Here is a 21,228-nt window from a genome sequence, read left to right on the forward strand (position 1 = left end):
GTGGCGTTGACAACACTGAATCAGTGCTGTTCCATCCGTCGAAACATTCCGCCGCTGACGGAGGGACACCGCCCATGCCCCCTAACCCGGCCCCCACCGAACCCGGCCTGTCCGGCACCGCGGAAGCCACTGCGGAGCCGCCCGCCCGCCGTGGCCTCACCCGCTCGATCGGCGTCGGCGGCGGCACTCTGCTGACGCTCAGCTGTGTGACGCCCGCGTCCTCCCTGTTCGTCCTGGTGCCCCCGCTCTTCGCCCAGCTCGGCACCGGCACCGCGCTGGCCATCGCGCTCGCCGTGCTGCTGTGCGTCGGGATCGCCTTCTGCTATTCCGAGCTCGGCACGCTCGTGCCCAGCGCCGGCGGCGAGTACGCCATGGTGACGACGGTGCTCAACCGGTTCGCCGGCTGGATCACCTTCGTGCTGTCGTTCATCGTCATCCTGGTGGTGCCGCCGATTATCGCGATCGGCGTGGCCGACTACGTCGGCGCGATCGTGCACGTCGACCCGTCGGTGGCCGGCGCGATCGTCATGCTCGCCTCCACCGTGATCGGCCTGCTGAACCTGCGCTCCAACGCCTGGCTCACCGGGATCTTCCTCGCGATCGAGGTCGTCGCGATCGTCGTCGTCTCCGTGCTGGGCTTCGGCCACGTCAGCCGCTCGGCCGCGGTGCTGGTGAAGCCGAGTTTCGACGGGGTCAACGCCATCGGGCTGACGGCGGTGATCGCCGGGCTGGCCGTGGCGCTGTTCGTGGTGCAGGGCTTCTCCACCGCCGTCTACCTCGCCGAGGAGATGCGGGAGCCGCACAAAACGGTGTCCCGCACGGTGTTCTGGACGCTCGGCATCAGCGCGCTGGTGATCCTCGTGCCGGTCGTCGCGATCACGCTGGGCCTGCCGGACCTCGGCTCGCTCGGCGCGGTGGACATCACCGCGCTGGTGGTGGGCTGGAGCAACTCGACGTTCGGCACGATCATCAGCCTGTGCATCGCGGCGGCGATCGTGAACGCCGTGATCGTGATGGTCATCCAGAACTCGCGGGTGCTGTTCGCCTCCGGCCGCGACCAGGCCTGGCCCGAGCCGGTCAACCGTCTGCTGAGCGTGGTGAGCGAACGGTTCGGCTCGCCGTGGGTCGCGACGCTCGTGGTCGGCCTTTCCGAAGCGGTACTGTGCTTCGTCCCGGTGGAGACGCTCAGCGGGGTGACCGGCGTAGCCGTCGTCGCGCTGTACCTGGCGGTCGCGGCGACCGTGCTGGGAGCGCGACGCGCGACGCACCGGCGGCCGCAGGTCTGGCGGATGCCCGGCTGGCCCGTGGTGCCCATCGTCGTGGTGCTGGCGCTGGCCTACGTGCTCGTCGAGCAGAGCGCGCTCGACCTCGGCATCACCGCGGCAGTCCTCGTCGTCTCCGGCCTCTACTGGTTCGGTTACCTCCGCCGTCGCGCCGATCGCTGGCTCGTCACCGTGCCGGGCGCCTGAACCCCAACAGGAAGGAATCCATGAACGACAAGCAGGTCTTCCGGAACTTCGTCGGCGGCGAGCACCGCGACGCGACGGACGGGCGCACGCTCGACCTCATCGACCCGGTGACCGGGACGGTGTACGCCACGTCATCGCTGTCGAGCGAGGCGGATGTCGCCACCGCCGTCGACGCCGCGGCCGAGGCGTTCGAGACCTGGCGCGACACCACGCCGGCCGAGCGGCAGCTCGCACTGCTGCGGATCGCCGATGCGATGGAGTCGCGGGCCGAGGAGTTCGTCGCGGCCGAGTCCGCGAACACCGGCAAGCCGCTCGCCGTGACCCGCACGGAGGAGCTGCCGATGGGCGTCGACCACCTGCGGTTCTTCGCCGGCGCGGCGCGGGTGCTCGAAGGACGCGCGGCCGGGGAGTACATGGAGGGGTTCACCTCGTTCATCCGCCGTGAGCCGGTGGGTGTCTGCGCGCAGGTGACGCCGTGGAACTACCCGCTGCTGATGGCCATCTGGAAGATCGCGCCCGCACTGGCGGCGGGGAACACCATCGTGCTCAAGCCTTCCGACACCACCCCCGCGTCGACCCTGCTGCTCGCCGAGGTGTGCGCGGAGTTCCTGCCGCCCGGCGTGTTCAACGTCGTCTGCGGTGACCGCGACACCGGGCGCGCGCTGGTGTCACACCCGCGGCCGGACATGGTGGCGATCACCGGCTCGGTGCGTGCGGGCATCGAGGTGGCGGGCGCGGCAGCGGCCGACGTCAAGCGCGTGCACCTGGAACTGGGCGGAAAGGCACCGGTGGTGGTGTTCCCGGACGCCGACCTCGCCGCGGCCGCCGAAGCCATCGCCGCGGCGGGCTACTTCAACGCCGGCCAGGACTGCACCGCCGCGACCCGGGTGCTGGTCCACGAGGACGTGCACGACGAGTTCGTCACGGCGCTCGCCGCGACGAAAACCGGCCTGCCGGACGACCCCGATTCGGCGTACGGGCCGCTCAACAACGCGGGCCAGCTCGCGCGGGTGGCGGGGTTCGTCGACCGGCTGCCGGAGCACGCCGTCGTCGCCCACGGCGGGGAGCGGCTCGGCGACCGAGGCTTCTTCTACGCGCCCACGGTGGTCGCCGGCCTCCGCCCGGACGACGAGATCGTCCGCGACGAGGTGTTCGGCCCCGTCATCACCGTGCAGCCGTTCACGATCGAGGACGAGGCCGTGCGGCTGGCCAACGCCACCGACTACGGCCTGGCGTCCTCGGTGTGGACCCGCGACCACGCCCGCGCGATGCGCCTGACCCGCCGGCTGGACTTCGGCTGTGTGTGGGTGAACGCGCACATTCCGATCGTCTCGGAGATGCCACACGGCGGGTTCAAGAAGTCCGGCTACGGCAAGGATCTCGGGATGTACGGCTTCGAGGACTACACCCGGGTCAAGCACGTGATGACGGCGCTGGGCTGACTCACCAGCCCGGCGCAAGCCCGAGCAGTTCGGCGGTCCGGTCCCACAGCGCGCGTTCAAGCTCGGGATCGGCACCGCCGGGCACCCGCACCCGGCCGCCGGTGAAGTAGGCACCGGCCGGCAGATCCGACGCGAAAGCCAGATGCAGCAACGGTTCCGCACCCTGGTCGGGCGTCTTGAGCACCCGGCCGGCGAGCCGCGAGCGCACGGCCGACGCCAAGAACCCGCCTTCCCGGAAAAGGTCGGTGACCACCCCGCCGGGGTGGAAGCTGACAGCCGTCACCGGGGCGCGTCGGGCCAGCTCGCGGGTGAAGAGGATGTTCGCCAGCTTCGAGGTGCCGTAACGGCGAAACGAGTTGTAGCGGGCTTCGGTGGCGTCGAGGTCGTCGAGGTCGATGCGACCGATCCCGTGCGCGTTGCTGGCAGTGGAAACCACACGAGCGCCGGTGAGCGAGCCGGCCAGCAGGCGGGTGAGCAAATAAGGGGCGAAATAGTTGACCTGGATGGTCAGCTCGTGCCCATCGACGGTGACGGCGCGCTCGCCGAACTGGCCCCCGGCATTGTTGACGAGCACGTCGATGGCCGGGTAACGCTCGCCGAGGGTGTCAGCGAGGGCGCGAACGTCGTCGAGCTTCGCGAAGTCCGCCGTGAACGGCTCAGCCCCGGCCGCCCTCGCGACGGCCGCCGTCTTCTCCGGCGAACGCCCCACGACAGCGACCTCGGCGCCCAGCGCAGCGAACCGCCGGGCGGCCGCCGCGCCGATTCCCGCACTGGCCCCGGTGATGACAACGGTCGGCATGGTTCAGTCCTCCAGACGGCAGGCGGGCCCGGGTGGTCCGGCCCCGCGATCAGCGCGGTGCACCGGTCAGCCTGCCACCTGTCGTGGCGGTCCTGAAGGCGGCCTCGGAACGACCCTGGACACGCCGCGTCCTTGACCGGACAGGTCCGTGCTTTTGTTGCCACTAAAGGATTTCCGCACAATTCACCGGCGGGCAAACCTTACCCGATTGAGTGATGTATCGAACACCTGTTCTAGGTATCGTGGCTATATGGACAACACAGAGCAGGTGCTGGAATGGCGGCTTTCCGACGAAGAACTGACCGCTGAACTTCATACCGCGGAACGGGAGTTGTGTCGTGCGTATGCGCGGATGCTGGCGGTGGTCGGCGAGATAGAGCAGCGCGATCTGGCTGCAGGCAAGGGTTTCCGCAGCACTCAGGCGATGCTGGTGCGGTCGCTGCGGGTCTCGTGGAAGGAAGCGCGGGCGCGGGTCGAGCAGGCGACGGCGGTGATGCCGGTGGCGCGGGGTGCGCTGGCCGCCGGTGAGATCAACGCCGAGCACGCGGGCGAGATCGCGCACGTCCTCGGGCAGGCCCCGGATTCGGTGAGACCCGAGGAATCGGCGGGTCATGAAACCGTACTGGTGGTGCTGGCCCGCCAGGCGAGACCGTCGGCGGTGCGGAAAGCCGGGGTGGGGATACGGGACCGTAGAGCGGATTCCGCCCAGCTGGCCGGAGCCGGAACGAAGACCGATCCGCGGCATCGTCCAAGACCGATCCCGAGTCAGCAGCACTCGACGGCGTGGCCGCCCACGGAGAACCATCCGGTGGCGTTCAGTCCATATCGGACACATCGGCCCTCGAAGCATTCGGAGCGGCGGGCCGGAGCAAGACGGGCGACGACACGGCTGCGTGCTCCGCTCGAGAGACACGCCTCAGGCGGCAGCCGGCATCGGCACGCCGAGCGAAGCGGTGACCCGCATGACGAACTCGGCGTTTGACCTGGTGCCGCGGACCTGGTCGAGGAACTGCTCGACGGCGCGCTTGGTGTCCTGTCCGGACAGGGCCCGGCGGACCTCGCCCATCACCGTCAGCTCGGGGCCGGGGACGAGCAGCTCGTCGCGGCGGGTGCCGGAGGCGAACAGGTCGACGGCGGGGAACACGCGCTGGTCGGAGAGCACGCGGTCGAGCCGGATCTCGGAGTTGCCGGTGCTCTTCAGCTCCTCGAAGAACACGGTGTCGGCCAGTGAACCGGTGCCGACGAGCGCGGTCGCGACAACAGTGAGCGAGCCGCCGCCCTCGATGTTCCTGGCGGCACCGAGGATGCGCTTCATCGGCTGCAGCGCGCCGGCGTCGACGCCACCGGAGAGGATGCGGCCGGACGGTCGGCTCGCCAGGTTGTACGCGCGGCCGAGGCGGGTCAGCGAGTCGAGCAGGAGCACGACGTCACGGCCGCTCTCCACCAGCCGCTTCGCCCGCTCGACGGCCAGCTCGGCGACGGCGACGTGCTCGGCCGGCGGCCGGTCGAACGTGGACGCGACCACCTCGCCGCGCACGGAGCGCTGCATGTCGGTGACCTCCTCCGGCCGTTCGTCGGCGAGCAGCACCATCAGGTGCGCCTCCGGGTGGTTGGTGGCGACCGCCTGCGCGATCGCCTGCAGCACCGAGGTCTTGCCGGTCTTCGGCGGCGCGACGATCAGCGCGCGCTGCCCCTTCCCGATCGGCGCGACGAGGTCGAGCACCCGGGTGGTCAGCTGGTGGCGGCTGGTCTCGAGGACGAGCCGCTGGTCCGGGTGCACCGGGGTGAGATTCCCGAACTCGGGCCGCGGCCCGTCGGGCTTCTCCCCGTTGACCGAGGTGATGGTGTCACCGTCGCCCGTGATCTCGTCGCCGCGGCGCAGGCCGTACTTGCGCACGAGTCCGAAGGGGACGGTGGTGCCGCCCGGGCCGTAGCCGAGGGTGGCCTTGTTGGCCTGGATATCAAGAATTCCGTGGTATGACATGGTTTTCTCCTCATGAGAAACAGAACGATCGACGCGTGGTGCGGATCGTGTGATGGTGAACGAAGAAGGCTCTGGGAGAACCGGACTTCGGAAGAACTCCCCGGGCGGCGGATGGGCCGACATCCGTGAGGATCGTGACCGAGCATAGCGCACTCGGGGCGAGAGCCACAACACCCCGGTTTCGGCTAGACTCGCGGGCGAGCGAAAGGGGGAAGGACGGATGGACACTTTGCTGGACCTCGCCTTCCCGGCGCTGATGAGCCCCGCGGGCCTGGTGGCCTTCGCCTCGGTGGTGGCGGCCGGGCTGCTGGTCGTCCTCGTGGTGGGCTACGCGAACCGGGGCGAGCTGTCCTTGTGGGCCGTCCCGGTTCGAAACCGCTTCACGGCTCTGAACCAGCGCGCCCGCCGCGCGGCCTTCCTGCGGCTGCGCGATCCCGCTGCACCCGGCCGATGCCGGCCACGGGCACCCGGACTGCCCGGCTCGGCTGCGTAGCTCCGCGGAAGCAGCGCTTTTCCTTAACCGCCAACGCTTGGCCGGTCGAATCACCGATGTCGTCGCGCGCGATTTCGCGCACGACATCGCAGTCACAGCACTAGGTGGCCAGACCTGTCACGACGTCGTAGCGCGGTATTGCTGCCACACCAACGGTTAGCCGGTCTCGCCACCGCTCCCTAGCGCGTGATCGGCCGCCGCGGCCAATGCTCGGCGATCCCTCACTGCGGTCGTCAGCGTGCGCTGTCGCGTCCGTACTTGACGAATCCGTCAAAGCCGTTGTGGTGTGCCCTTCCGCAGGTTTCCTTGCCCGCAGCCGATTCCGCCGGCCCGAAATCCCTCTCACTCAAGCGGAGTCCAACCCATGCCCGGTTTTCTCGACGTGCCCGTCGCGGGTGCGTATCACCTCGTCCACTGGCTCGTCTCGCTCACCGCTCCCGTCGCCGGGCCGTTCGCGGCCGTGCTGGCGATCGTGGGGTTCACCGTCGCCGTGCGGCTCGCGCTGCACCCGTTCGCCAGGGCGGCGGTGCGGGGCGAGCGCGCCCGGACCGCGTTGCTGCCCGAGATCCGCAAACTGCAGGAGAAACACCGCGGGAACCGCGAAAAGCTCGCGGCCGAGATGACCAAGCTGCAGCAGGAGTCCGGCACGTCCATGTTCGTCGGGTGCCTGCCGATGGTGGCGCAGCTGCCGTTCTTCTGGGTGATGTACCACCTGTTCAGCACCGCGGTCATCGCCGGCATCCCCAACACGCTGCTCACGGCCGCGCTGTTCGGCGTTCCCCTCGGGGCGCACGGGCCGGCGGCCGCGCCGGTGGTGGTCGTGGTGGCCGGCGCGCTCGCTGTGGTCGCCTGGTTCTCGGTCCGCTGGCAGGACCGCCAACGCGATCTGACCGCCCCCGGCGCCAGGCTGCTGCGCCTCCTGCCCTATGGAACAGTCCTGGTCACCCTTTTTGTTCCCCTCGCCGCCTCGCTTTATGTGCTGACCACCACCACGTGGACCGTCGCGGAGCGGGCACTGTTGCGCCGACGTGCTGATTCACCGGTCGGTTAGGGTGCCGCGACGACCGTCACGAACCGACCGGAGGGCCGCCCGCCGTGTTCCTTGAAGTGAGCTGGACCGACCCCGCCACCGGCTGTCGCGGCTATCTGGTGATCGACCGGCTGGTGCGCGGCGTCGCCAGCGGCGGCCTGCGCATGCGGCCCGGCTGCACGCTCGCCGAGGTCCGCGGGCTCGCCAAGGGCATGACGCGCAAGGAAGCCCTCAACTACCAGCCGGAGGACCGCTATCTCCCGCTCGGCGGGGCCAAGGGCGGCATCGACTTCGACCCGTACGACCCGCCGGCCCGGGAGGTGCTCAAGCGTTACCTCGACGCCATGCGGCCGCTGATCGAGCGTTACTGGACTATGGGCGAGGACCTCGGTGTCCGCCAGGACGTGATCGACGAAGTGCTCGCCGAGCTGGGCCTGAGCAGCTCCGTCGAGGCGATCTACCCGCTGCTCGACGACCCGGTGGCCGCGACGGAGCGGCTGGCCGCGGCGTTCCGGGTCCGGGTGGCGGGCCTCGGGCTCGACGAGCTGGTCGGCGGGCTCGGCGTCGCGGAGGCCGCGCTGACCGGGCTGGACCGCCTCGGTCTCGACCGCCGGGAAAGCCGCGCGGTCGTCCAGGGGTTCGGTTCGATGGGCGGCGCCACGGCGCGGTTCCTCGCCGAGGCCGGAGTGCGGGTGGTCGCCATCGCGGACCGGCAGGGTCTGGTCGCCAACCCGGCCGGGCTCGACGTCGAGCGCCTGCTGGCGGGCCGGGACCGTTTCGGCGTGATCGACCGCGACCGCCTGCAGCCGGGCGACTCGACAGCCCCGGCCGACGGCTGGCTCACGGTGCCCGCCGAGGTGCTCGTTCCGGCCGCCGTCTCGTACTGCATCGACCACGAGAACGAAGCGGTCATCACGGCGAAGCTCGTGGTGGAGGCGGCGAACCTGCCCGTGACGGCGGAGGCCGAGGCCCGCCTCGCCGCGCGCGGCATCCCGGTGATCCCGGACTTCGTGGCCAACTCGGCCACCAATTCCTGGTGGTGGTGGACGCTTTTCGGCGACATCGGCCCGGACGCCGAGGAGTCGTTCACCAAGGTGCGCACCCGCCTGCGCGAGCTGGTCGACCCGCTGTTCGTCCACTCCGGACAGACTGGCGGCACGCTTCGCGAAGCGGCGCAACAACTCTGCGACACCAATCTGGCCGCGATCGACGCCCGGTTCGGCGACGTTCCCGTCAGGCCGTGAAGAATTCGAGCAACTCGCGCGCTATCTGAGCTGGGTCGCCTTCGTCCGAAGGGACCGAGTGGTCGAGGCGGGGAAGGTGACCCGGCGAACGTGCGGCAGCACTGCCGACAGGTCATCCAGCGCATCCTTCAGGTAAGCCGGAGACTTCCCGCCGCCGGGCAGCAGCGCCTCGGACGGCACCGCGGCGTAATCCCGCTGGGTGTCCGAGGTTCGACCGGGAGATCGCCGCGGGCGCGATGAAGGGGATGGACGTCGATCCGCTGTTCAACCGGGTCCCGCGACCTGTGCTCGCGCCGATGATGGCCCTGGCAGCCACTCCGTGGGCACCGAACCCCGCACGGACAACGGCGGCTCGTACAAGGCGATCCGTTTCAGCGCCGGGGCCACCAGTGCCGTGTTTCTGCGAGCAACGCCTGGACGTCCGACCTCACACGCCATCCCGTAGTCCGGCCCCGTTCGCCATAATTCTCAGCCACGCCGCAGACCGGGCGGCAGCCGCAGCTCGGTGACGGTTCCGGCCGCGTCGATCGCGACGTCCAGGGTTCCACCGGCCAGCGGTAATCCGGTCACCCGCAACGCGCCGACCGGGCTGGGCCGCGGCGGGTCGACGGTCACCGTGCCCGCCGGGACGTCCGCCCGCAGACCGAGGAAAGTGGCCAGCAGGGCCACCGCCGCGGCCGCGGACCAGGCCTGAGGACGGCACGACGCCGGATACGGCAGCGGCGCGTCAACGTCTTCAGGCCCGTAGCCGGCGAACAGCTCCGGCATCCGGTACCCGAACGCGCCGGCCGCGCGGACCAGCTGCATGCCCAGCTCCGCGGCGCGCGCGGACTGACCGGACTCGCTCAGCGCGCGCACCACCACGGCCGTGTCGTGCGGCCACACCGAACCGCAGTGGTAGCTCAGCGGCGAGAACCCGCCGGCCGTCGACGCCATGGTGCGCAGCCCGAAGCCTGGGGCCAGGGCGGGCCCGAGCAGCAGCGCGCCGATCTCCTCGCTCTCGGCCGCGCCGACCAGCCCCGTGCCGAGCAGGTGGCCGATGTTGCTGGTCAGCGAATCCACCGGCCGCTTCTCGCCGTCCAGGGCCAGCGCCGGGAAATGACCCTCCGAAGTGGACACCCAGAAGGTGGAGCGGAACCGCGCCCGCAGCGCCGAAGCCCACTCCGCCAGCCCGTCAGCCGGCTGCCCCAGTGCGGACAGCAGTTCGGCCGCCCGCAGCACGGCCTCGTGCTGGTAGCCCTGCACCTCGGCGAGCGCGACGGGCGGCGCGGCCTGCGTGCCATCGCCGAACCGCACCGCGTCGCCGGAGTCCTTCCAGCCCTGGTTGGCCAGGCCGCGGCCGGTCTCGTCGAGGTACTCGGCGAAGCCATCGCCGTCGGTGTCGGCGAGCCCGGTGATCCAGAACAGCGCGGCACGCAGGTTCGGCAACAGCGCGCGAACCTCGTCTTCGGGCAGTCCCCAGCGCCACGCGTCGTGCAGCAGGCAGACCCACAGCGCGGTCGCGTCGATCGTGCCGTAATAGCGTGCGGGCAACGACATCCCGTTCACCTCGAAGTCAGCCCGGCGCAGCTCGTGCAGGATCTTGCCGGGCATCTCGCCGGTCGCCGGGTCGCTCCGCTCGCCCTGGGCCCGCGCGAGAGTGCGCAGGGTGCCGCCGGCGAGATCCACCGAAAACGGCAGCGCGAGCCGCGCCGCCCACAGGCTGTCTCGGCCGAACAGGGTGAGGAACCACGGCGCGCCCGCGCCGGCGAACACGTCCTCCGGGTGCTCACGCTCGGCCAGCAGCAGCCCGTCGAGGTCGGTCAGCGAGCGGTTCAGCAGCGCGGTGAACCGCCGGTCGTCGGCCTGGACCACCGGTGCCGCGAGCGTGACGGAGGTGCCGGGCACGAACAGCGAGTCCGGGTCGGCCGCGCTCAGCGTCCAGCGCAGCCGGACGGTCCCGGCCGCCTTCACCCGCCACCGCAGCCGCACCCGGTCACCGTCCACAGTGGCCTCGGCGTCCGTGGTGACGGTGGCCGACACCGAGCCGGACGTCCAGCGGACCCCGCCGTCCACCGGAGCCGGCACCACCCGGGGCTCGCGGGCACCGGACTTGATCACCTCGATCGCCGCGAAGTCCGCGGCCAGCACCAGCTCGACCACGCACTCCGCGGGCCGCGCGGCGTGGGAGACCAGTTCCAGCTCCTCCGTCATCCCGGTCGCGGTGACCCGGCGGTGGCGCCGCAGCCACACCGTCGGGTCCGGGCCGGCGTCGCCGAGGTGGCGCAGCAGCCCGGTGAAGCTCGCCTGGGCGGCCGACGGCTCCTCGGCGCCGATCGGCACCGGTTCGTGCCCGTCGACCGTGACCACGGCTTCGCTCAGCAGGCGCAGGTCACCGTGCAGCAGGCCCTGGGTGCCGTCACCGCGGACCTGGCCGTCGCGGCCGGAGAAGACGACAGTCGGCGCTCGCAGGGCGATCGCGAGGTCGTGGAGCAGCGGCTGCATGGGGGCGTCCTCCGGTGGGGTTGGGTACGTCGATTGGATCGATCAAACCAGGTCCGTGTCAAGTTCCGGGGAAGTCTTGACAGGTCAACGTCCAACGTTCAGAGTAGCCGCCAGGTTGAACGTTCAAACCAGCAAACACGCAGGCGACGGGAGTCGGCATGGCACAGCGGGCGACGCTGAACTCGGTCGCGGAGGCAGCCGCCGTCTCGCGCCAGACGGTGTCGAACGTGATCAACTCCCCCGAAGTGGTCAGCCCGGAGACTCGGGAGCGAGTGCTCGAGGCGATCCAGCGTCTCGGCTACCGCCCGCACACCGCCGCGCGCCAGCTGCGCACCACGCGCTCGCAGATCATCGGGCTGCGCATCGCGCCGGTCGGCAACGGCGTCAGCGGCGTCGTCCTCGACCAGTTCCTGCACTCGCTCACGGCCACCGCCGAGGAGTACGAGCACCGGATCATGCTCTTCACCGCGGCCGACGACGAGTCCGAGACGCGCGCGTACGCCGATCTCATCGCTTCCGTCGGTGTCGATGCCTTCGTGCTCACCCATACCCACCACGACGACCTCCGCACCCGCTGGCTGCGGGAGCGGGAGCTGCCGTTCGTCACCTTCGGCCGCCCGTGGGGCGCCGAACGCGAGCATCCGTGGGTCGACGTCGACGGCGCGCGCGGCACCCGGCTGGCCACCGACCACCTGGTGCGCCAGGGCCACCGCCGGATCGCGTTCGTCGGCTGGCCCAAGGGTTCCGAGACCGGTGACGACCGGCGGGCCGGCTGGGCGGCCGGGCTGGCCGAGGCGGGCATCCCCGAACGGCGCGAGGCCGCGGTGTTCGACGGCGTCGAAGGCGGCCGCTCGGCCGCCGCGCGCCTGCTCGACGAGCCGCTCGCTCCCACCGCGTTCGTCTGCGCCAGCGACTCGCTCGCCCTCGGCGTGGTCGGCGAACTGCGCGACCGCGGCTTGCGGCTCGGCGCCGACGCGTCCGTGATCGGCTTCGACGACACCCCGACCGCGGCGGTGCTCGGGCTGAGCAGCGTCGCGCAGCCGATCGCCGAGGTCGCCGCCGAATGCGTCCGCCAGCTGCGCGTGATGCTGCGCGGTGAGCCCGGCCCCGCGTCGGCGCTGCTGCCCCCGCGGCTGGTGCTGCGCACGACCTGACTTCCCCACCCCACCTGCACGATCAAGGAGGATCGATGCGTCACACGCTCTCCCGCACGGCCGGTGCCGTCACCGCGACCGGGCTGCTGCTCACGCTGACCGCGTGCGGCGGCGGGTTCGGCGACTCGACGGCGCCCGCCACCCAGCAGTCCGGGCCGGCCTCGCTCAAGCTCATGATCGCCTCCAGCGGCGGCGCCGAGCTGAAGGCCATGCAGGACGCCACGGCCAAGTGGAGCGCGGCCAGCGGCGGCTCGACGGCCGAGGTGATCGCCGCGAACGACCTGCCCCAGCAGCTCAGCCAGGGCTTCGCCGCGGGCAGCCCGCCGGACGTGTTCGCCGTGGACGCCACCAAGTTCCAGGGTTACGCGGACGAGATGCTGCCGTACGGGGATTCGGTGTCCTACAAGGACGATCTCTACCCGACGCTGCGCACCACGTTCACCAAGGACGGCAAGCTCTACTGTGTCCCCAAGGACTTCTCGACGCTGGCGCTGGGCATCAACACCGACGCCTGGGCCGCCGCGGGCCTGACCGACAACGACGTGCCGAAGAACTGGGACCAGCTGAAGGCCGTCGCGCAGAAGCTCACCACGAGCAGCCGCGCCGGGCTCGTGTTCAACAACACCCGCGACCGCGTCGGCGCTTTCCTCGTGCAGGCCGGCGGCTGGCCGCTCGACGCCGACCAGAAGAAGGCCACCGCCGACACCCCGCAGAACCTCCAGGCGCTCACCTACGTGCGCGACCTGCTGGCCTCGGGTGCGGCGAAGTACCCGAAGCAGCTCGGCGCCGGCGACTCCGGCGAGGCGTTCGGCCAGGGCAAGGCCGCGATGAGCATCGACGGCAACTGGATGGTCGGCGGGCTGGCCAAGGACCACCCCGACCTGAAGTACCGCGTCGTGCCGCTGCCCGCGGGTCCGGCCGGGCCGGGCACGCTCTCGTTCACGCAGTGCTGGGGCATCGCCGCGAAGAGCAAGTTCCAGACGCAGGCCAAGCAGCTCGTGGACGCACTGATGGCGCCGCAGCAGGAGCTGGCGTTCGCGAAGACGTTCGGCGTGATGCCCTCCCGGCAGTCCGCGCGCACGCAGTACCAGCAGGACTTCCCGCAGCAGGCGGCTTTCCTGGCCGGCGCCGAGTCGGCGCACGGCCCGGTGACGCTCACCAAGATGGACCCGGTGCTGACCGACTTCGACGCCCAGATCCAGCAGCTGCCCGGCGCGGACCCCAAGCAGATCCTCACGCAGCTGCAGACCAACACCACCGCCGCGCTGGGCCAGTGAGCGCGCGCACCACAGCTCCCGCCCCCGCCGCGTCCCCATCCCCCTCGCGGCGGGGGCGGGCACCCAGGCGGAGCCCGCTCCGTCGCGAAGGCCGGGCCGGCTGGCTGTTCCTCGCCCCGACGCTGGTGATCCTCGGCCTGTTCATGGTGGTGCCGATCCTGATGGCGCTGTGGGTGAGCGTGAGCGACTGGACCGGCAACGGCAGCCCGCTGTCTTCGCGGGTGCATTTCGTCGGCGCGGACAACTACGCCGCGCTGCTCACCGATCCGGGGCTCACTCAGCGGAACTTCGCCACGAGTGTGCGCAACAACGCGTACTTCGTGCTGTTCGTGGTGCCGCTGCAGACGGCGCTCGCGCTGGGGCTCGCCATGGTGCTGAACCAGCGCCGGCTCAAGGGCAAGCAGTTCTTCCGGACCGCGTTCTACTTCCCGACCGTGACCAGCTCGGTCGCGATCTCGGTGGTGTTCCTGTTCCTCTTCTCCAGCACGGGCACGGTGAACGCCGCACTGGGGCTGTTCGGAGTGAACGGTCCCAGCTGGTTCGCCGACCCGCGCGGAATCTTCCAGCTCCTCCTGCACGGACTCGGGGTGACGAACCCGCCGCAGGCGCTGACCGACGGCAGCTTCATGGGATTGTCCTGGTGGGACTGGCTTTCCGGGCCCAGCGTGGCGATGTGCTCGATCATCGTGCTCGTCGTGTGGACCTCGACCGGCGGGTTCATGCTGATGTTCTACGCGGCCCTGCAGAACCTGCCGCCGAGCGTGGACGAGGCCGCGCTGATCGACGGCGCCGGGCCGTGGCAGCGGTTCTGGCGCGTGACGCTCCCGCAGCTGCGGCCGACGCTGTTCCTCGTGCTCACCCTCGGCCTGATCGGCACCTGGCAGGTGTTCGACCAGGTGTACGTGCTCAGCCGCGGCGAGCCGGCGAAGACCACGCTCACGCCGGCCTACCTGTCCTATTCGACGTCGTTCATCGGCAAGGAGTGGGGGCAGGGCTCGGCGATCGCGTTCCTGCTGTTCGTGGTCATCGTGCTGTTCACGCTGGGGCAGCGCTGGTTGTTGCGGGAGAAGGGCAAATGAAGCAACGCAGGTCGCTGCGCTGGGCGGGCTACGCCGTGCTCGCCGTGGTCGCGGCCGTTTACATCTACCCCTTCCTGATCCAGCTCGGCACGGCGTTCAAAACCGACGCCGACGCCACGGCCCACCCGCTGACCCCGTGGCCGCACGAGTGGTCCGTGGCGGTGTTCGGCGCACTCGCCCAGCAGGACTTCCCGCGCTGGGCGCTGAACTCCGTGTTCGTCTCGGTCTCGGTCACCGTCGGGCGGGTGGTGTTCGACTCGCTGGCCGGCTACGCGCTCGCCCGGCTGCGATTCCGCGGCCGGACCACGGTGTTCGGCGCGGTGCTGGCCGTGCTCGCCGTGCCGAGCGTGGTGCTGCTGATCCCCAAGTTCCTGGTGCTGAACCAGTTCGGCATGTACGACACCTACGCGGCGATGATCGTGCCGCTGCTGGTCGACGCCACCGGGGTGTTCATCATGAAGCAGTTCTTCGAGACGGTGCCGGTGAGTGTGGAGGAGGCCGCCCGGATCGACGGCGCCGGCCCGTTGCGCACGTTCTGGTCCGTGGTGCTGCCGATGTCGCGACCGGCCCTGATCACGCTGACCATCCTCTCGTTCCAGGGTTCCTGGAACGAGCTGCCGCACTTCATCGTCTCGCGGCAGGACCCGGCGCTGAACACGCTGACCTCGGGCGTGGCCACGCTGGTGTCCGGCCAGCTCGGCCAGGGCAACCAGTTCCCGTTGAAGCTGGCCGCCGCGCTACTGATGACGCTCCCCGTGGCGGTGGTGTACTTCATCTTCTCGAAACGCTTCACCCGCGGGACCTACGAGGGTGTCGACAAGTAGCGACAGCTTCGAGCCAATAGTCCACTGTGGATAGTTTTGCCAGGAAGCAAGCTCCAGACAAAGCGTTAGTGCGCCTTCCACGGCTCCAGCGACAGCGGCTTCCCGGTTTCCAGCAAGGACTTGAGGTTCGACAGCACCGCTGCCCAGCCACCGGAGACATCGCGGTGGGCCTTGTCGTCGGCGAGGTCGGTGTGGGTCACGGTAAGGCGCACGATGCCCTGGTACGGCTGGATGTCGAAGGCCGCGCGGGAGGGGACCTGGTCCTCCGGGCCGTTCGGGTCGTACCAGCTGGTGACGAGCCGCTTCGGCGGCTTGCTCTCGACCACCTCGCCCTTGATGTCGGCGATGCCCGATCCGTCGGCGCGCACGTGGGCCCAGCTCGAGCCTTCCTGCCAGTCGGATTCGTTGCGGTGGCCCCAGTACAGCGCGGTGATGTCCGCGTCGGTGAGCGCTTCCCAGACCTTCTCCGGGGTACTCTCGATGTAGGTGACGTAGACGAAGCTCGGCTTGTCGCTCATGTTTTCCTCTGCTCGGTGTTTGACGGCGCTCAGTGCGTGCAACCGGGGGCGTTCGAACTTGCCGACCCACCGCTCCTGCATTTCGTGCAGCGGCACGGGATTCAGGTAGTGCAGCTTCTCCCGGCCACGGCGGACCGTGCTGACCAGGTTCGCCGCTTCGAGGACGGCGAGGTGCTGCGTCGCCGACTGGCGCGTCATCTCGACGCGCCGGCACAGCTCGTTCAGCGTCAGGCCGTTGTCCTCGTGCAGCTGGTCGAGCAGGTAGCGCCGCGTCGGGTCGGCGAGCGCCTTGAAGACTTTGTCCAGCTCCGGTTGCACACTCACAGTAAGGCAGGTAAATGCCTGCATGTCAAGTCACGGGGTTGGCTCCGGGCGAGATCGAATGCGGATCCTCTTCAGCGCCACTCCCGCGTACAGCCACGTTCTGCCGTGGTCTGGTATGACCGGACTTGGGATGACCGCCGGACCGGCCTGAGGAGGCAGCGCATGAACCGCGTGATCAGAGCGTGGGCCGTGGCGGCGACCGTCAGCGGGTTGCCGTCGACTGTCCACGCGCTGCTCACCGGGCGTGACCCGCTGGCGGCCACGCGGGCGGCGGGCACGTTGCTGCCCGGCGGCCGCGCGAGTGTGCTCGGTGGTGCCGTCGCGCACGTTGTGGTCTCCGCTGGCTGGACGGCCGCGCTCGTCGGCCTGGACCGGCGCCGTCCGCTTTCGGTCATGGACGGGCTGGCCGCGGGCGCGGTGATCGCCGCACTGGACCTGGGACTGGCCGCCCGGCGCTACCCCGCGATCCGCGCCCTGCCGCAGTGGCCGCAATGGCTGGACCACCTCGCGTACGGCGCGCTCACCGCCGCTTCGCTCAAAGCAGCTCGGGACGCAGCGCCGGAGTCATCATCTCCTCGTCGAACGGGAACATCGGCCGTTCGATCGCGACGTGCCCGAGGCGCAGGAGGTCCTGGTCGACGCCGCCGGGCGTGAGCGCGAGCAGCCAGTCCGCCGCCATCTCGTACAGCTCCGGCTCGAGGTAGCCGATCTTGACGATCACGATGTCGGCCTCGCGCGGACGCAGGCCGAGGGCGAGGAAGTCCGACTCCAGGTGATACGGCTTTCGCCGCGCCGTCACGATCACGCGCAAGCCGCCGACGGCGAGCACGGCGGCCGTGCCCGCGACTGGATCGGCGTCGTCGATCGCCTCGACGCGCGCGGTCACCGGCACCGGGCCGTGCGGGCCGGCGTCGACCTTTCCGCCCAGTTCCACCGTCACGGTCGCGCCGAGCCCGGCTTCGACGGCGGCGGCCACGGCGACCGGGTCCACGATCGCGGCGTACAGGGTGGTCAGCCCGGAGTCCACGATCGCCGGAGTCCGCAGCAGCACGTCCAGCGTCCACGACGTGTCGCCCGCACCGCCGGCCGTCGGGTTGTCCCCGGAATCGCTGATGAAAAACGGGCGCTCGGCTGATTTCACGGCCTGCTCCAGGCATTCCGGCAACGTGCCGGTCGGAGCGACGAAAGCGAAGTCACGGCGAGCATCCCAATAGGACTGCGCCAGCCGGGTCACCTCGGCGGTGATCACGTCCTCGTCGTCACCGGTGACGACCACGGCGGCCTGGCAGCGCGGCTCGTCCGCCCACGCATAGCCGACCCAGATGGCCGCGTCCAGCACTCCGTCGAGCGCTTCGACCTCGTCCACGGCAGCGTAAACGCTCTTCGCCGGTTCCAGCCGCGTGCTCGTCTTCTCCCCCGGCAGCAGCACGGGCACCTGCACCCACGCCTTTTTGGGCTTTCCCCCGGAACGCAGGCGTGTGACGAGGTTGCGCGCCGCCCGCTCGCGCGTGTCCCACGCGTCGGTGTGCGGAGCCTTGCGGTAGCAGGTGATCAGGTCCAGTGCCGTGGCCAGCTCACGCGTGACGTTGCCGTGCAGATCCATCGACGCCGACACCAGCACGTCCGGCCCCACGATCGCGCGCACCTGCGCCGCCAGCTCCCCCTCGGCGTCGGTACGGCCGACCACGCTCATCGCGCCATGGATGTCGAAGAACAGCCCGTCGAGGCCTTCCACAGCCCGCAGCCGTTCCAGGATTTCGCCGGACAGCTCGGCGTACGCCTCCTCAGTCACCGCGCCGCCGGGCAGCGAACGGGCGTGCATCAGCGGCACCCACTCGACGCCTTCCGCCCACTCCGGGCGCTCTCGCAGGAAGTCGTACCGCGCCAGCAGCTCGTCGCCCCGCGTCACGTGGAAGTCATCCACAGTGGACCGATGCGGCGAGAACGTGCTCGACTCGATGGCGATTCCCGTGATCCCGACCCGCAGTTTACTCATCGCCCGCTCCGTATCGCTTCGTCGAACACCTCGTCCAGCACCAGCGCGCCCGCGCCGTACAGCCCCGCGTCGGCGCCGAAGCGCACGCGGTCGATCCTCAGTTCCCTGGTGGCCAGCGGGAGGCAGCGTTCGTAGAGGGCGCCGCGCACCGCGGCCATGAACGCCTCCGAGCCGGACAGCGCGCCGCCGAGCAGCACCTCGTCCGGATTGCTGAAGTTGACCACCGTGGCCAGCACTTCGCCGAGTTGCAGCCCGGCGCGCCGGACGGCGGTGGTCGCCGCCGGGTGGCCGTCCTCCGCCGTGGCCATCACCTGCGCGGTGCTCGCCACGTCGACTCCCTGCTCGCGCAGCTGGGCGACCAGCGCCGCGCCGCTTGCCACCGTCTCCAGGCAGCCACGGTTTCCGCAGGTGCACGGCCGATCGCCGGCCACCGGCACGCGCACGTGGCTGATGTCGCCGGCCACCCCGGCGCGGCCGCGGTAGAGCCGGCCGGCCATCACCAGGCCGGACCCGATGCCAGTACCGGCCTTGACCACGAGCAGCGTCCGCCCGGGCGAGCCGGCCACGGATTCGCCCAGCGCCAGCAGGTTCGCGTCGTTGTCCACGGCCACGGGCTGCTCGAAGTGCTCGCGCAGCGCCTCGCGCACCGCGAACCCGCGCCAGCCCGGCATCCGGGACGGCAGCGTGATCGTGCCCGCGCCGACGTCGACCGGCCCGGGGAACGCGACCCCGACGCCGAGCGAACGCCCGGGGCAATCCGCTTCGGCCGCGACCTCGCGCACGGCCGCGGCGAACTCCGTGACGACCTCTTCCGGCTCACGGTTGATGTCCAGCGGCCGCTCGTCCACGTGCAGCAGCGTGCCGGCGATGTCGAGAGCGCCGATGCGGACGTGGCGCGAGCCGACGTCGGCCGCCCAGACGTGGCCGAACCCGGCGTTCACGGACAGCAGCTTCGGCCGCCGGCCGCCCGCGGACCGGCCCTCGCCGTGCTCCGTGAGCACCCCCGCGGACAGCAACGCCTGCGTGCGCACGGAAATCGTGGACTGCGGCAGCCCGAGCACCCGCGCCAGGTCCACCCGGGACACCGCGTGCTCGTGCGCGATCAGCCAGAGCAGGCGCAACAGCCCGGCGGGATCGTCGGCCACGGCCGTCACCTACTTACTTCAGCTCTGATGTAACTACTCCGAAACTCGACCCGGAAACCGCCTCTTGGCTTTTCCCGGCACCCATGCGACATTACACGGCAACCAGGAACCCACCCAATACCCGGATTCCGACTTACATCAACCGTGTTGGAAGTGATGGCGATGGCTCGACACCCGTGGCGCACCGCGCTCGGGGTCACGCTCGCCTCCGTGCTCGCACTGTCCGGCTGCGGGGGCAGCCAGGAGCAGCACGGCGGAGGCTCCGGAGCGCCCCGGACCGGCGGCACCGCGCGGTTCGCGCTGCCGCCCTCGGCGACCCCGAACTGGATCATGCCGATCGCGATCCCCGGGTACGGCGCGAGCTACAACGGGGCCATCCGGGCCACGATGTTCGTGCCGCTCTACAACTACGACGGCAGTTCCGGCTCGGTCGCGCTCAACGACCCGAGCAGCGCCGCCGACCCGCCGCGGTACTCGGCCGACGGCAAGACGGTGACGATCACGCTCAAGCCGCTCACCTGGTCCACCGGCGACCCGGTGACCAGCCGTGACGTCGAGTTCTGGCTCAACCTGGTCCGCGCGGGCAAGGACAACTGGGGCAAGTACTCCGAAGGCCTGCTGCCGGACAACATCAAGGCCTTCCACGCCGTCGACGACCGCACCTTCACCCTCACGCTCGACAAGGCGTACAACCCGGACTGGTTCACCGCCAACCAGCTCAGCCTGGTCGTCCCGATGCCGCAACGCGCTTGGGACCGCACCAGCGCGGACGGCCCGGTCGGCGACCACGACCGCGACCCGGCCGGCGCGAAGCAGGTGTTCGACTTCCTGGTGGGACAGGCCAAAAAGCTCGGCACGTACGCGACGAACCCGCTGTGGAAGGTCGTGAACGGGCCCTTCACGCTGTCGGGGTTCACCGCCGCCGGCGAGGTGACGCTGACGAAGAACCCGAAGTACACCGGCCCCGAACCGGCGAAGCTGGACACGGTGAAGTTCCTGACCTTCACCAGTTCCTCGGCCGAGTACAACGTGCTGCGCGCGGGCGGCATCGACTACGGCTACGTGCCCACGTCGAACCTCGGCCAGCAATCGAAGCTGGAGGCGGAGGGCTACCGGGTCGAACCGTGGAACGGCTGGTCCATCACGTACTCGCCGTACAACTTCAACAACCCGCAGCTGGGCAAGGTGTTCTCGCAGCTGTACGTGCGCCAGGCGCTGCAGCACGCGGTGGACCAGAACGCCATCACGTCAGTGATCTGGCGCGGCTCCGCCCGGGTGGGCTACGGCCCGGTGCCGCAGGACAACGACACGAAGTACCTGTCACAGCGGCAAAAGACCAATCCGTACCCGTTCGACCTCGACGCCGCGCGGAAGCTGCTGGCCGACCACGGCTGGAAGCCCGGATCGGACGGAGTACTCGCCTGCGCCGAGCCGCAGCTGTGCGGCGAGGGCATCGCGGCCGGCACCCGGCTCTCCTTCACCATGCTGACCGAATCGGGCTCCGACGAAACCGACGGCACCATGCAGGAGCTGCGGTCGGAGTTTTCCCGGATCGGCGTCGAAATGAAGGTCAACGCGCAGCCGCTGAACACCGTGCTGGCGAACGGGACCTCGTGCGAGCCGGCCGACGCGTCGTGCTCCTGGCAGCTGTCCTACTTCGGCACTCAGGGCAGCTGGTACTTCCCGGCCAACCCCAGTGGCGAGCAGCTGTTCGCCACCGGCGCCGGGACGAACTTCGGCAGCTACAGCGACAAACACGCGGACGAGCTGATGACCGCGACGAACCTGTCGTCCTCCCAGCAGCCGATGTTCGACTACAGCGCCTATCTGACCGAGCAGCTGCCCGTGCTCTGGCTGCCCAACCCGCCGTACCAGGTGTCGGCGATCGACACCGCGCTGCACGGCATCAGCCAGGACCCGCTCGCCGGGTTGCAGCCCCAACGCTGGTTCTGGACGAGGTGAAGCG

The 21,228-nt window shown here is 70.3% G+C and carries 18 protein-coding genes; 12 read left to right on the forward strand and 6 right to left on the reverse strand.

The window, feature by feature from the left end:
* The first annotated feature begins 74 nt into the window (after window positions 1-74).
* Window positions 75-1,469: an APC family permease gene (locus OG371_RS05885; RefSeq protein ID WP_329066334.1), complete on the forward strand. Its 1,395-nt coding sequence runs from the start codon at window positions 75-77 to the stop codon at window positions 1,467-1,469.
* 20 nt (window positions 1,470-1,489) lie between these two features.
* Window positions 1,490-2,911: an aminobutyraldehyde dehydrogenase gene (locus OG371_RS05890; RefSeq protein WP_329066336.1), complete on the forward strand. Its 1,422-nt coding sequence runs from the start codon at window positions 1,490-1,492 to the stop codon at window positions 2,909-2,911.
* 1 nt (window position 2,912) lies between these two features.
* Here the strand turns inward: OG371_RS05890 and OG371_RS05895 are convergent, their stop codons facing one another.
* Window positions 2,913-3,710: an SDR family NAD(P)-dependent oxidoreductase gene (locus tag OG371_RS05895; protein ID WP_329066338.1), complete on the reverse strand. Its 798-nt coding sequence runs from the start codon at window positions 3,708-3,710 to the stop codon at window positions 2,913-2,915.
* 250 nt (window positions 3,711-3,960) lie between these two features.
* Between OG371_RS05895 and OG371_RS05900 the strand changes: the two genes are divergently transcribed.
* A complete protein-coding gene (locus OG371_RS05900) occupies window positions 3,961-4,692 on the forward strand; it encodes a DUF222 domain-containing protein (protein ID WP_329066340.1) in 732 nt (243 codons plus the stop codon).
* Here the strand turns inward: OG371_RS05900 and rho are convergent.
* A complete protein-coding gene (rho, locus tag OG371_RS05905; RefSeq protein WP_329066342.1) occupies window positions 4,627-5,694 on the reverse strand; it encodes a transcription termination factor Rho in 1,068 nt (355 codons plus the stop codon). The two genes, OG371_RS05900 and rho, sit on opposite strands and share 66 nt — an antisense overlap.
* A gap of 220 nt (window positions 5,695-5,914) precedes the next feature.
* On the opposite strand from rho, the gene OG371_RS05910 reads away from it, so the two are divergent.
* The 3 genes from OG371_RS05910 to OG371_RS05920 all read left to right on the forward strand — a co-directional run bounded on the left by OG371_RS05910 (window position 5,915) and on the right by OG371_RS05920 (window position 8,461).
* The gene (locus tag OG371_RS05910) at window positions 5,915-6,187 is read left to right on the forward strand and encodes a DUF6412 domain-containing protein (RefSeq protein ID WP_329066343.1); all 273 of its coding nucleotides are present in this window, start codon (window positions 5,915-5,917) and stop codon (window positions 6,185-6,187) included.
* A 364-nt stretch (window positions 6,188-6,551) separates the two neighbouring features.
* Complete coding sequence (locus OG371_RS05915) at window positions 6,552-7,238, forward strand: YidC/Oxa1 family membrane protein insertase (RefSeq protein ID WP_329066345.1); 687 nt, start codon at window positions 6,552-6,554, stop codon at window positions 7,236-7,238.
* A gap of 56 nt (window positions 7,239-7,294) precedes the next feature.
* A complete protein-coding gene (locus OG371_RS05920) occupies window positions 7,295-8,461 on the forward strand; it encodes a Glu/Leu/Phe/Val dehydrogenase dimerization domain-containing protein (RefSeq protein ID WP_329066346.1) in 1,167 nt (388 codons plus the stop codon).
* 468 nt (window positions 8,462-8,929) lie between these two features.
* On the opposite strand, the gene OG371_RS05925 is transcribed toward OG371_RS05920, so the two are convergent.
* Entirely contained in the window at window positions 8,930-10,945 is a 2,016-nt protein-coding gene (locus OG371_RS05925) for an amylo-alpha-1,6-glucosidase (protein WP_329066347.1), read from the reverse strand.
* Window positions 10,946-11,103: 158 nt separating this feature from the next.
* On the opposite strand from OG371_RS05925, the gene OG371_RS05930 reads away from it, so the two are divergent.
* The 4 genes from OG371_RS05930 to OG371_RS05945 all read left to right on the forward strand — a co-directional run bounded on the left by OG371_RS05930 (window position 11,104) and on the right by OG371_RS05945 (window position 15,279).
* Complete coding sequence (locus tag OG371_RS05930) at window positions 11,104-12,099, forward strand: LacI family DNA-binding transcriptional regulator (RefSeq protein ID WP_329066349.1); 996 nt, start codon at window positions 11,104-11,106, stop codon at window positions 12,097-12,099.
* A 35-nt stretch (window positions 12,100-12,134) separates the two neighbouring features.
* Window positions 12,135-13,376 (forward strand): sugar ABC transporter substrate-binding protein, encoded by a 1,242-nt coding sequence (locus OG371_RS05935; protein WP_329066351.1) that lies wholly within the window; start codon window positions 12,135-12,137, stop codon window positions 13,374-13,376.
* Window positions 13,377-13,519: 143 nt separating this feature from the next.
* Window positions 13,520-14,455, forward strand: a complete 936-nt coding sequence (locus OG371_RS05940) for a carbohydrate ABC transporter permease (RefSeq protein ID WP_329066353.1) — start codon at window positions 13,520-13,522, stop codon at window positions 14,453-14,455.
* On the forward strand, window positions 14,452-15,279 hold the full coding sequence (locus OG371_RS05945; RefSeq protein WP_329066355.1) for a carbohydrate ABC transporter permease: 828 nt from the start codon (window positions 14,452-14,454) through the stop codon (window positions 15,277-15,279). The genes OG371_RS05940 and OG371_RS05945 overlap by 4 nt, the downstream gene beginning before the upstream one ends.
* A 65-nt stretch (window positions 15,280-15,344) precedes the next feature.
* Here the strand turns inward: OG371_RS05945 and OG371_RS05950 are convergent, their stop codons facing one another.
* Window positions 15,345-16,121, reverse strand: a complete 777-nt coding sequence (locus OG371_RS05950; RefSeq protein ID WP_329066357.1) for an ArsR/SmtB family transcription factor — start codon at window positions 16,119-16,121, stop codon at window positions 15,345-15,347.
* A 162-nt stretch (window positions 16,122-16,283) separates the two neighbouring features.
* On the opposite strand from OG371_RS05950, the gene OG371_RS05955 reads away from it, so the two are divergent.
* The gene (locus OG371_RS05955; RefSeq protein ID WP_329066359.1) at window positions 16,284-16,775 is read left to right on the forward strand and encodes a hypothetical protein; all 492 of its coding nucleotides are present in this window, start codon (window positions 16,284-16,286) and stop codon (window positions 16,773-16,775) included.
* Here the strand turns inward: OG371_RS05955 and OG371_RS05960 are convergent.
* Together OG371_RS05960 and OG371_RS05965 are read right to left on the reverse strand one after the other, a co-directional pair.
* Window positions 16,657-18,117, reverse strand: coding sequence for a M81 family metallopeptidase (locus OG371_RS05960; protein WP_329066361.1), 1,461 nt, complete (start codon window positions 18,115-18,117; stop codon window positions 16,657-16,659). The genes OG371_RS05955 and OG371_RS05960 overlap by 119 nt on opposite strands.
* On the reverse strand, window positions 18,114-19,262 hold the full coding sequence (locus OG371_RS05965; protein ID WP_329066363.1) for an ROK family transcriptional regulator: 1,149 nt from the start codon (window positions 19,260-19,262) through the stop codon (window positions 18,114-18,116). The genes OG371_RS05960 and OG371_RS05965 overlap by 4 nt, the downstream gene beginning before the upstream one ends.
* 162 nt (window positions 19,263-19,424) lie before the next feature.
* Between OG371_RS05965 and OG371_RS05970 the strand changes: the two genes are divergently transcribed.
* Window positions 19,425-21,224: a peptide ABC transporter substrate-binding protein gene (locus OG371_RS05970; RefSeq protein WP_329066365.1), complete on the forward strand. Its 1,800-nt coding sequence runs from the start codon at window positions 19,425-19,427 to the stop codon at window positions 21,222-21,224.
* Window positions 21,225-21,228 lie beyond the last annotated feature (4 nt).

Source organism: Amycolatopsis sp. NBC_01480 (assembly GCF_036227205.1).
GTDB lineage: Bacteria > Actinomycetota > Actinomycetes > Mycobacteriales > Pseudonocardiaceae > Amycolatopsis.

Bases quoted from the DNA above. Each gene is read 5' to 3' on its own strand.
- OG371_RS05935 (WP_329066351.1), top strand. From the start codon at position 12,135: ATGCGTCACACGCTCTCCCGCACGGCCGGTGCCGTCACCGCGACCGGG.
- OG371_RS05895 (WP_329066338.1), bottom strand. From the start codon at position 3,710: ATGCCGACCGTTGTCATCACCGGGGCCAGTGCGGGAATCGGCGCGGCG.
- OG371_RS05915 (WP_329066345.1), top strand. From the start codon at position 6,552: ATGCCCGGTTTTCTCGACGTGCCCGTCGCGGGTGCGTATCACCTCGTC.
- rho (WP_329066342.1), bottom strand. From the start codon at position 5,694: ATGTCATACCACGGAATTCTTGATATCCAGGCCAACAAGGCCACCCTC.
- OG371_RS05900 (WP_329066340.1), top strand. From the start codon at position 3,961: ATGGACAACACAGAGCAGGTGCTGGAATGGCGGCTTTCCGACGAAGAA.
- OG371_RS05925 (WP_329066347.1), bottom strand. From the start codon at position 10,945: ATGCAGCCGCTGCTCCACGACCTCGCGATCGCCCTGCGAGCGCCGACT.
- OG371_RS05940 (WP_329066353.1), top strand. From the start codon at position 13,520: ATGGTGGTGCCGATCCTGATGGCGCTGTGGGTGAGCGTGAGCGACTGG.
- OG371_RS05930 (WP_329066349.1), top strand. From the start codon at position 11,104: ATGGCACAGCGGGCGACGCTGAACTCGGTCGCGGAGGCAGCCGCCGTC.
- OG371_RS05910 (WP_329066343.1), top strand. From the start codon at position 5,915: ATGGACACTTTGCTGGACCTCGCCTTCCCGGCGCTGATGAGCCCCGCG.
- OG371_RS05960 (WP_329066361.1), bottom strand. From the start codon at position 18,117: ATGAGTAAACTGCGGGTCGGGATCACGGGAATCGCCATCGAGTCGAGC.
- OG371_RS05885 (WP_329066334.1), top strand. From the start codon at position 75: ATGCCCCCTAACCCGGCCCCCACCGAACCCGGCCTGTCCGGCACCGCG.
- OG371_RS05890 (WP_329066336.1), top strand. From the start codon at position 1,490: ATGAACGACAAGCAGGTCTTCCGGAACTTCGTCGGCGGCGAGCACCGC.
- OG371_RS05945 (WP_329066355.1), top strand. From the start codon at position 14,452: ATGAAGCAACGCAGGTCGCTGCGCTGGGCGGGCTACGCCGTGCTCGCC.
- OG371_RS05955 (WP_329066359.1), top strand. From the start codon at position 16,284: ATGAACCGCGTGATCAGAGCGTGGGCCGTGGCGGCGACCGTCAGCGGG.
- OG371_RS05970 (WP_329066365.1), top strand. From the start codon at position 19,425: ATGGCTCGACACCCGTGGCGCACCGCGCTCGGGGTCACGCTCGCCTCC.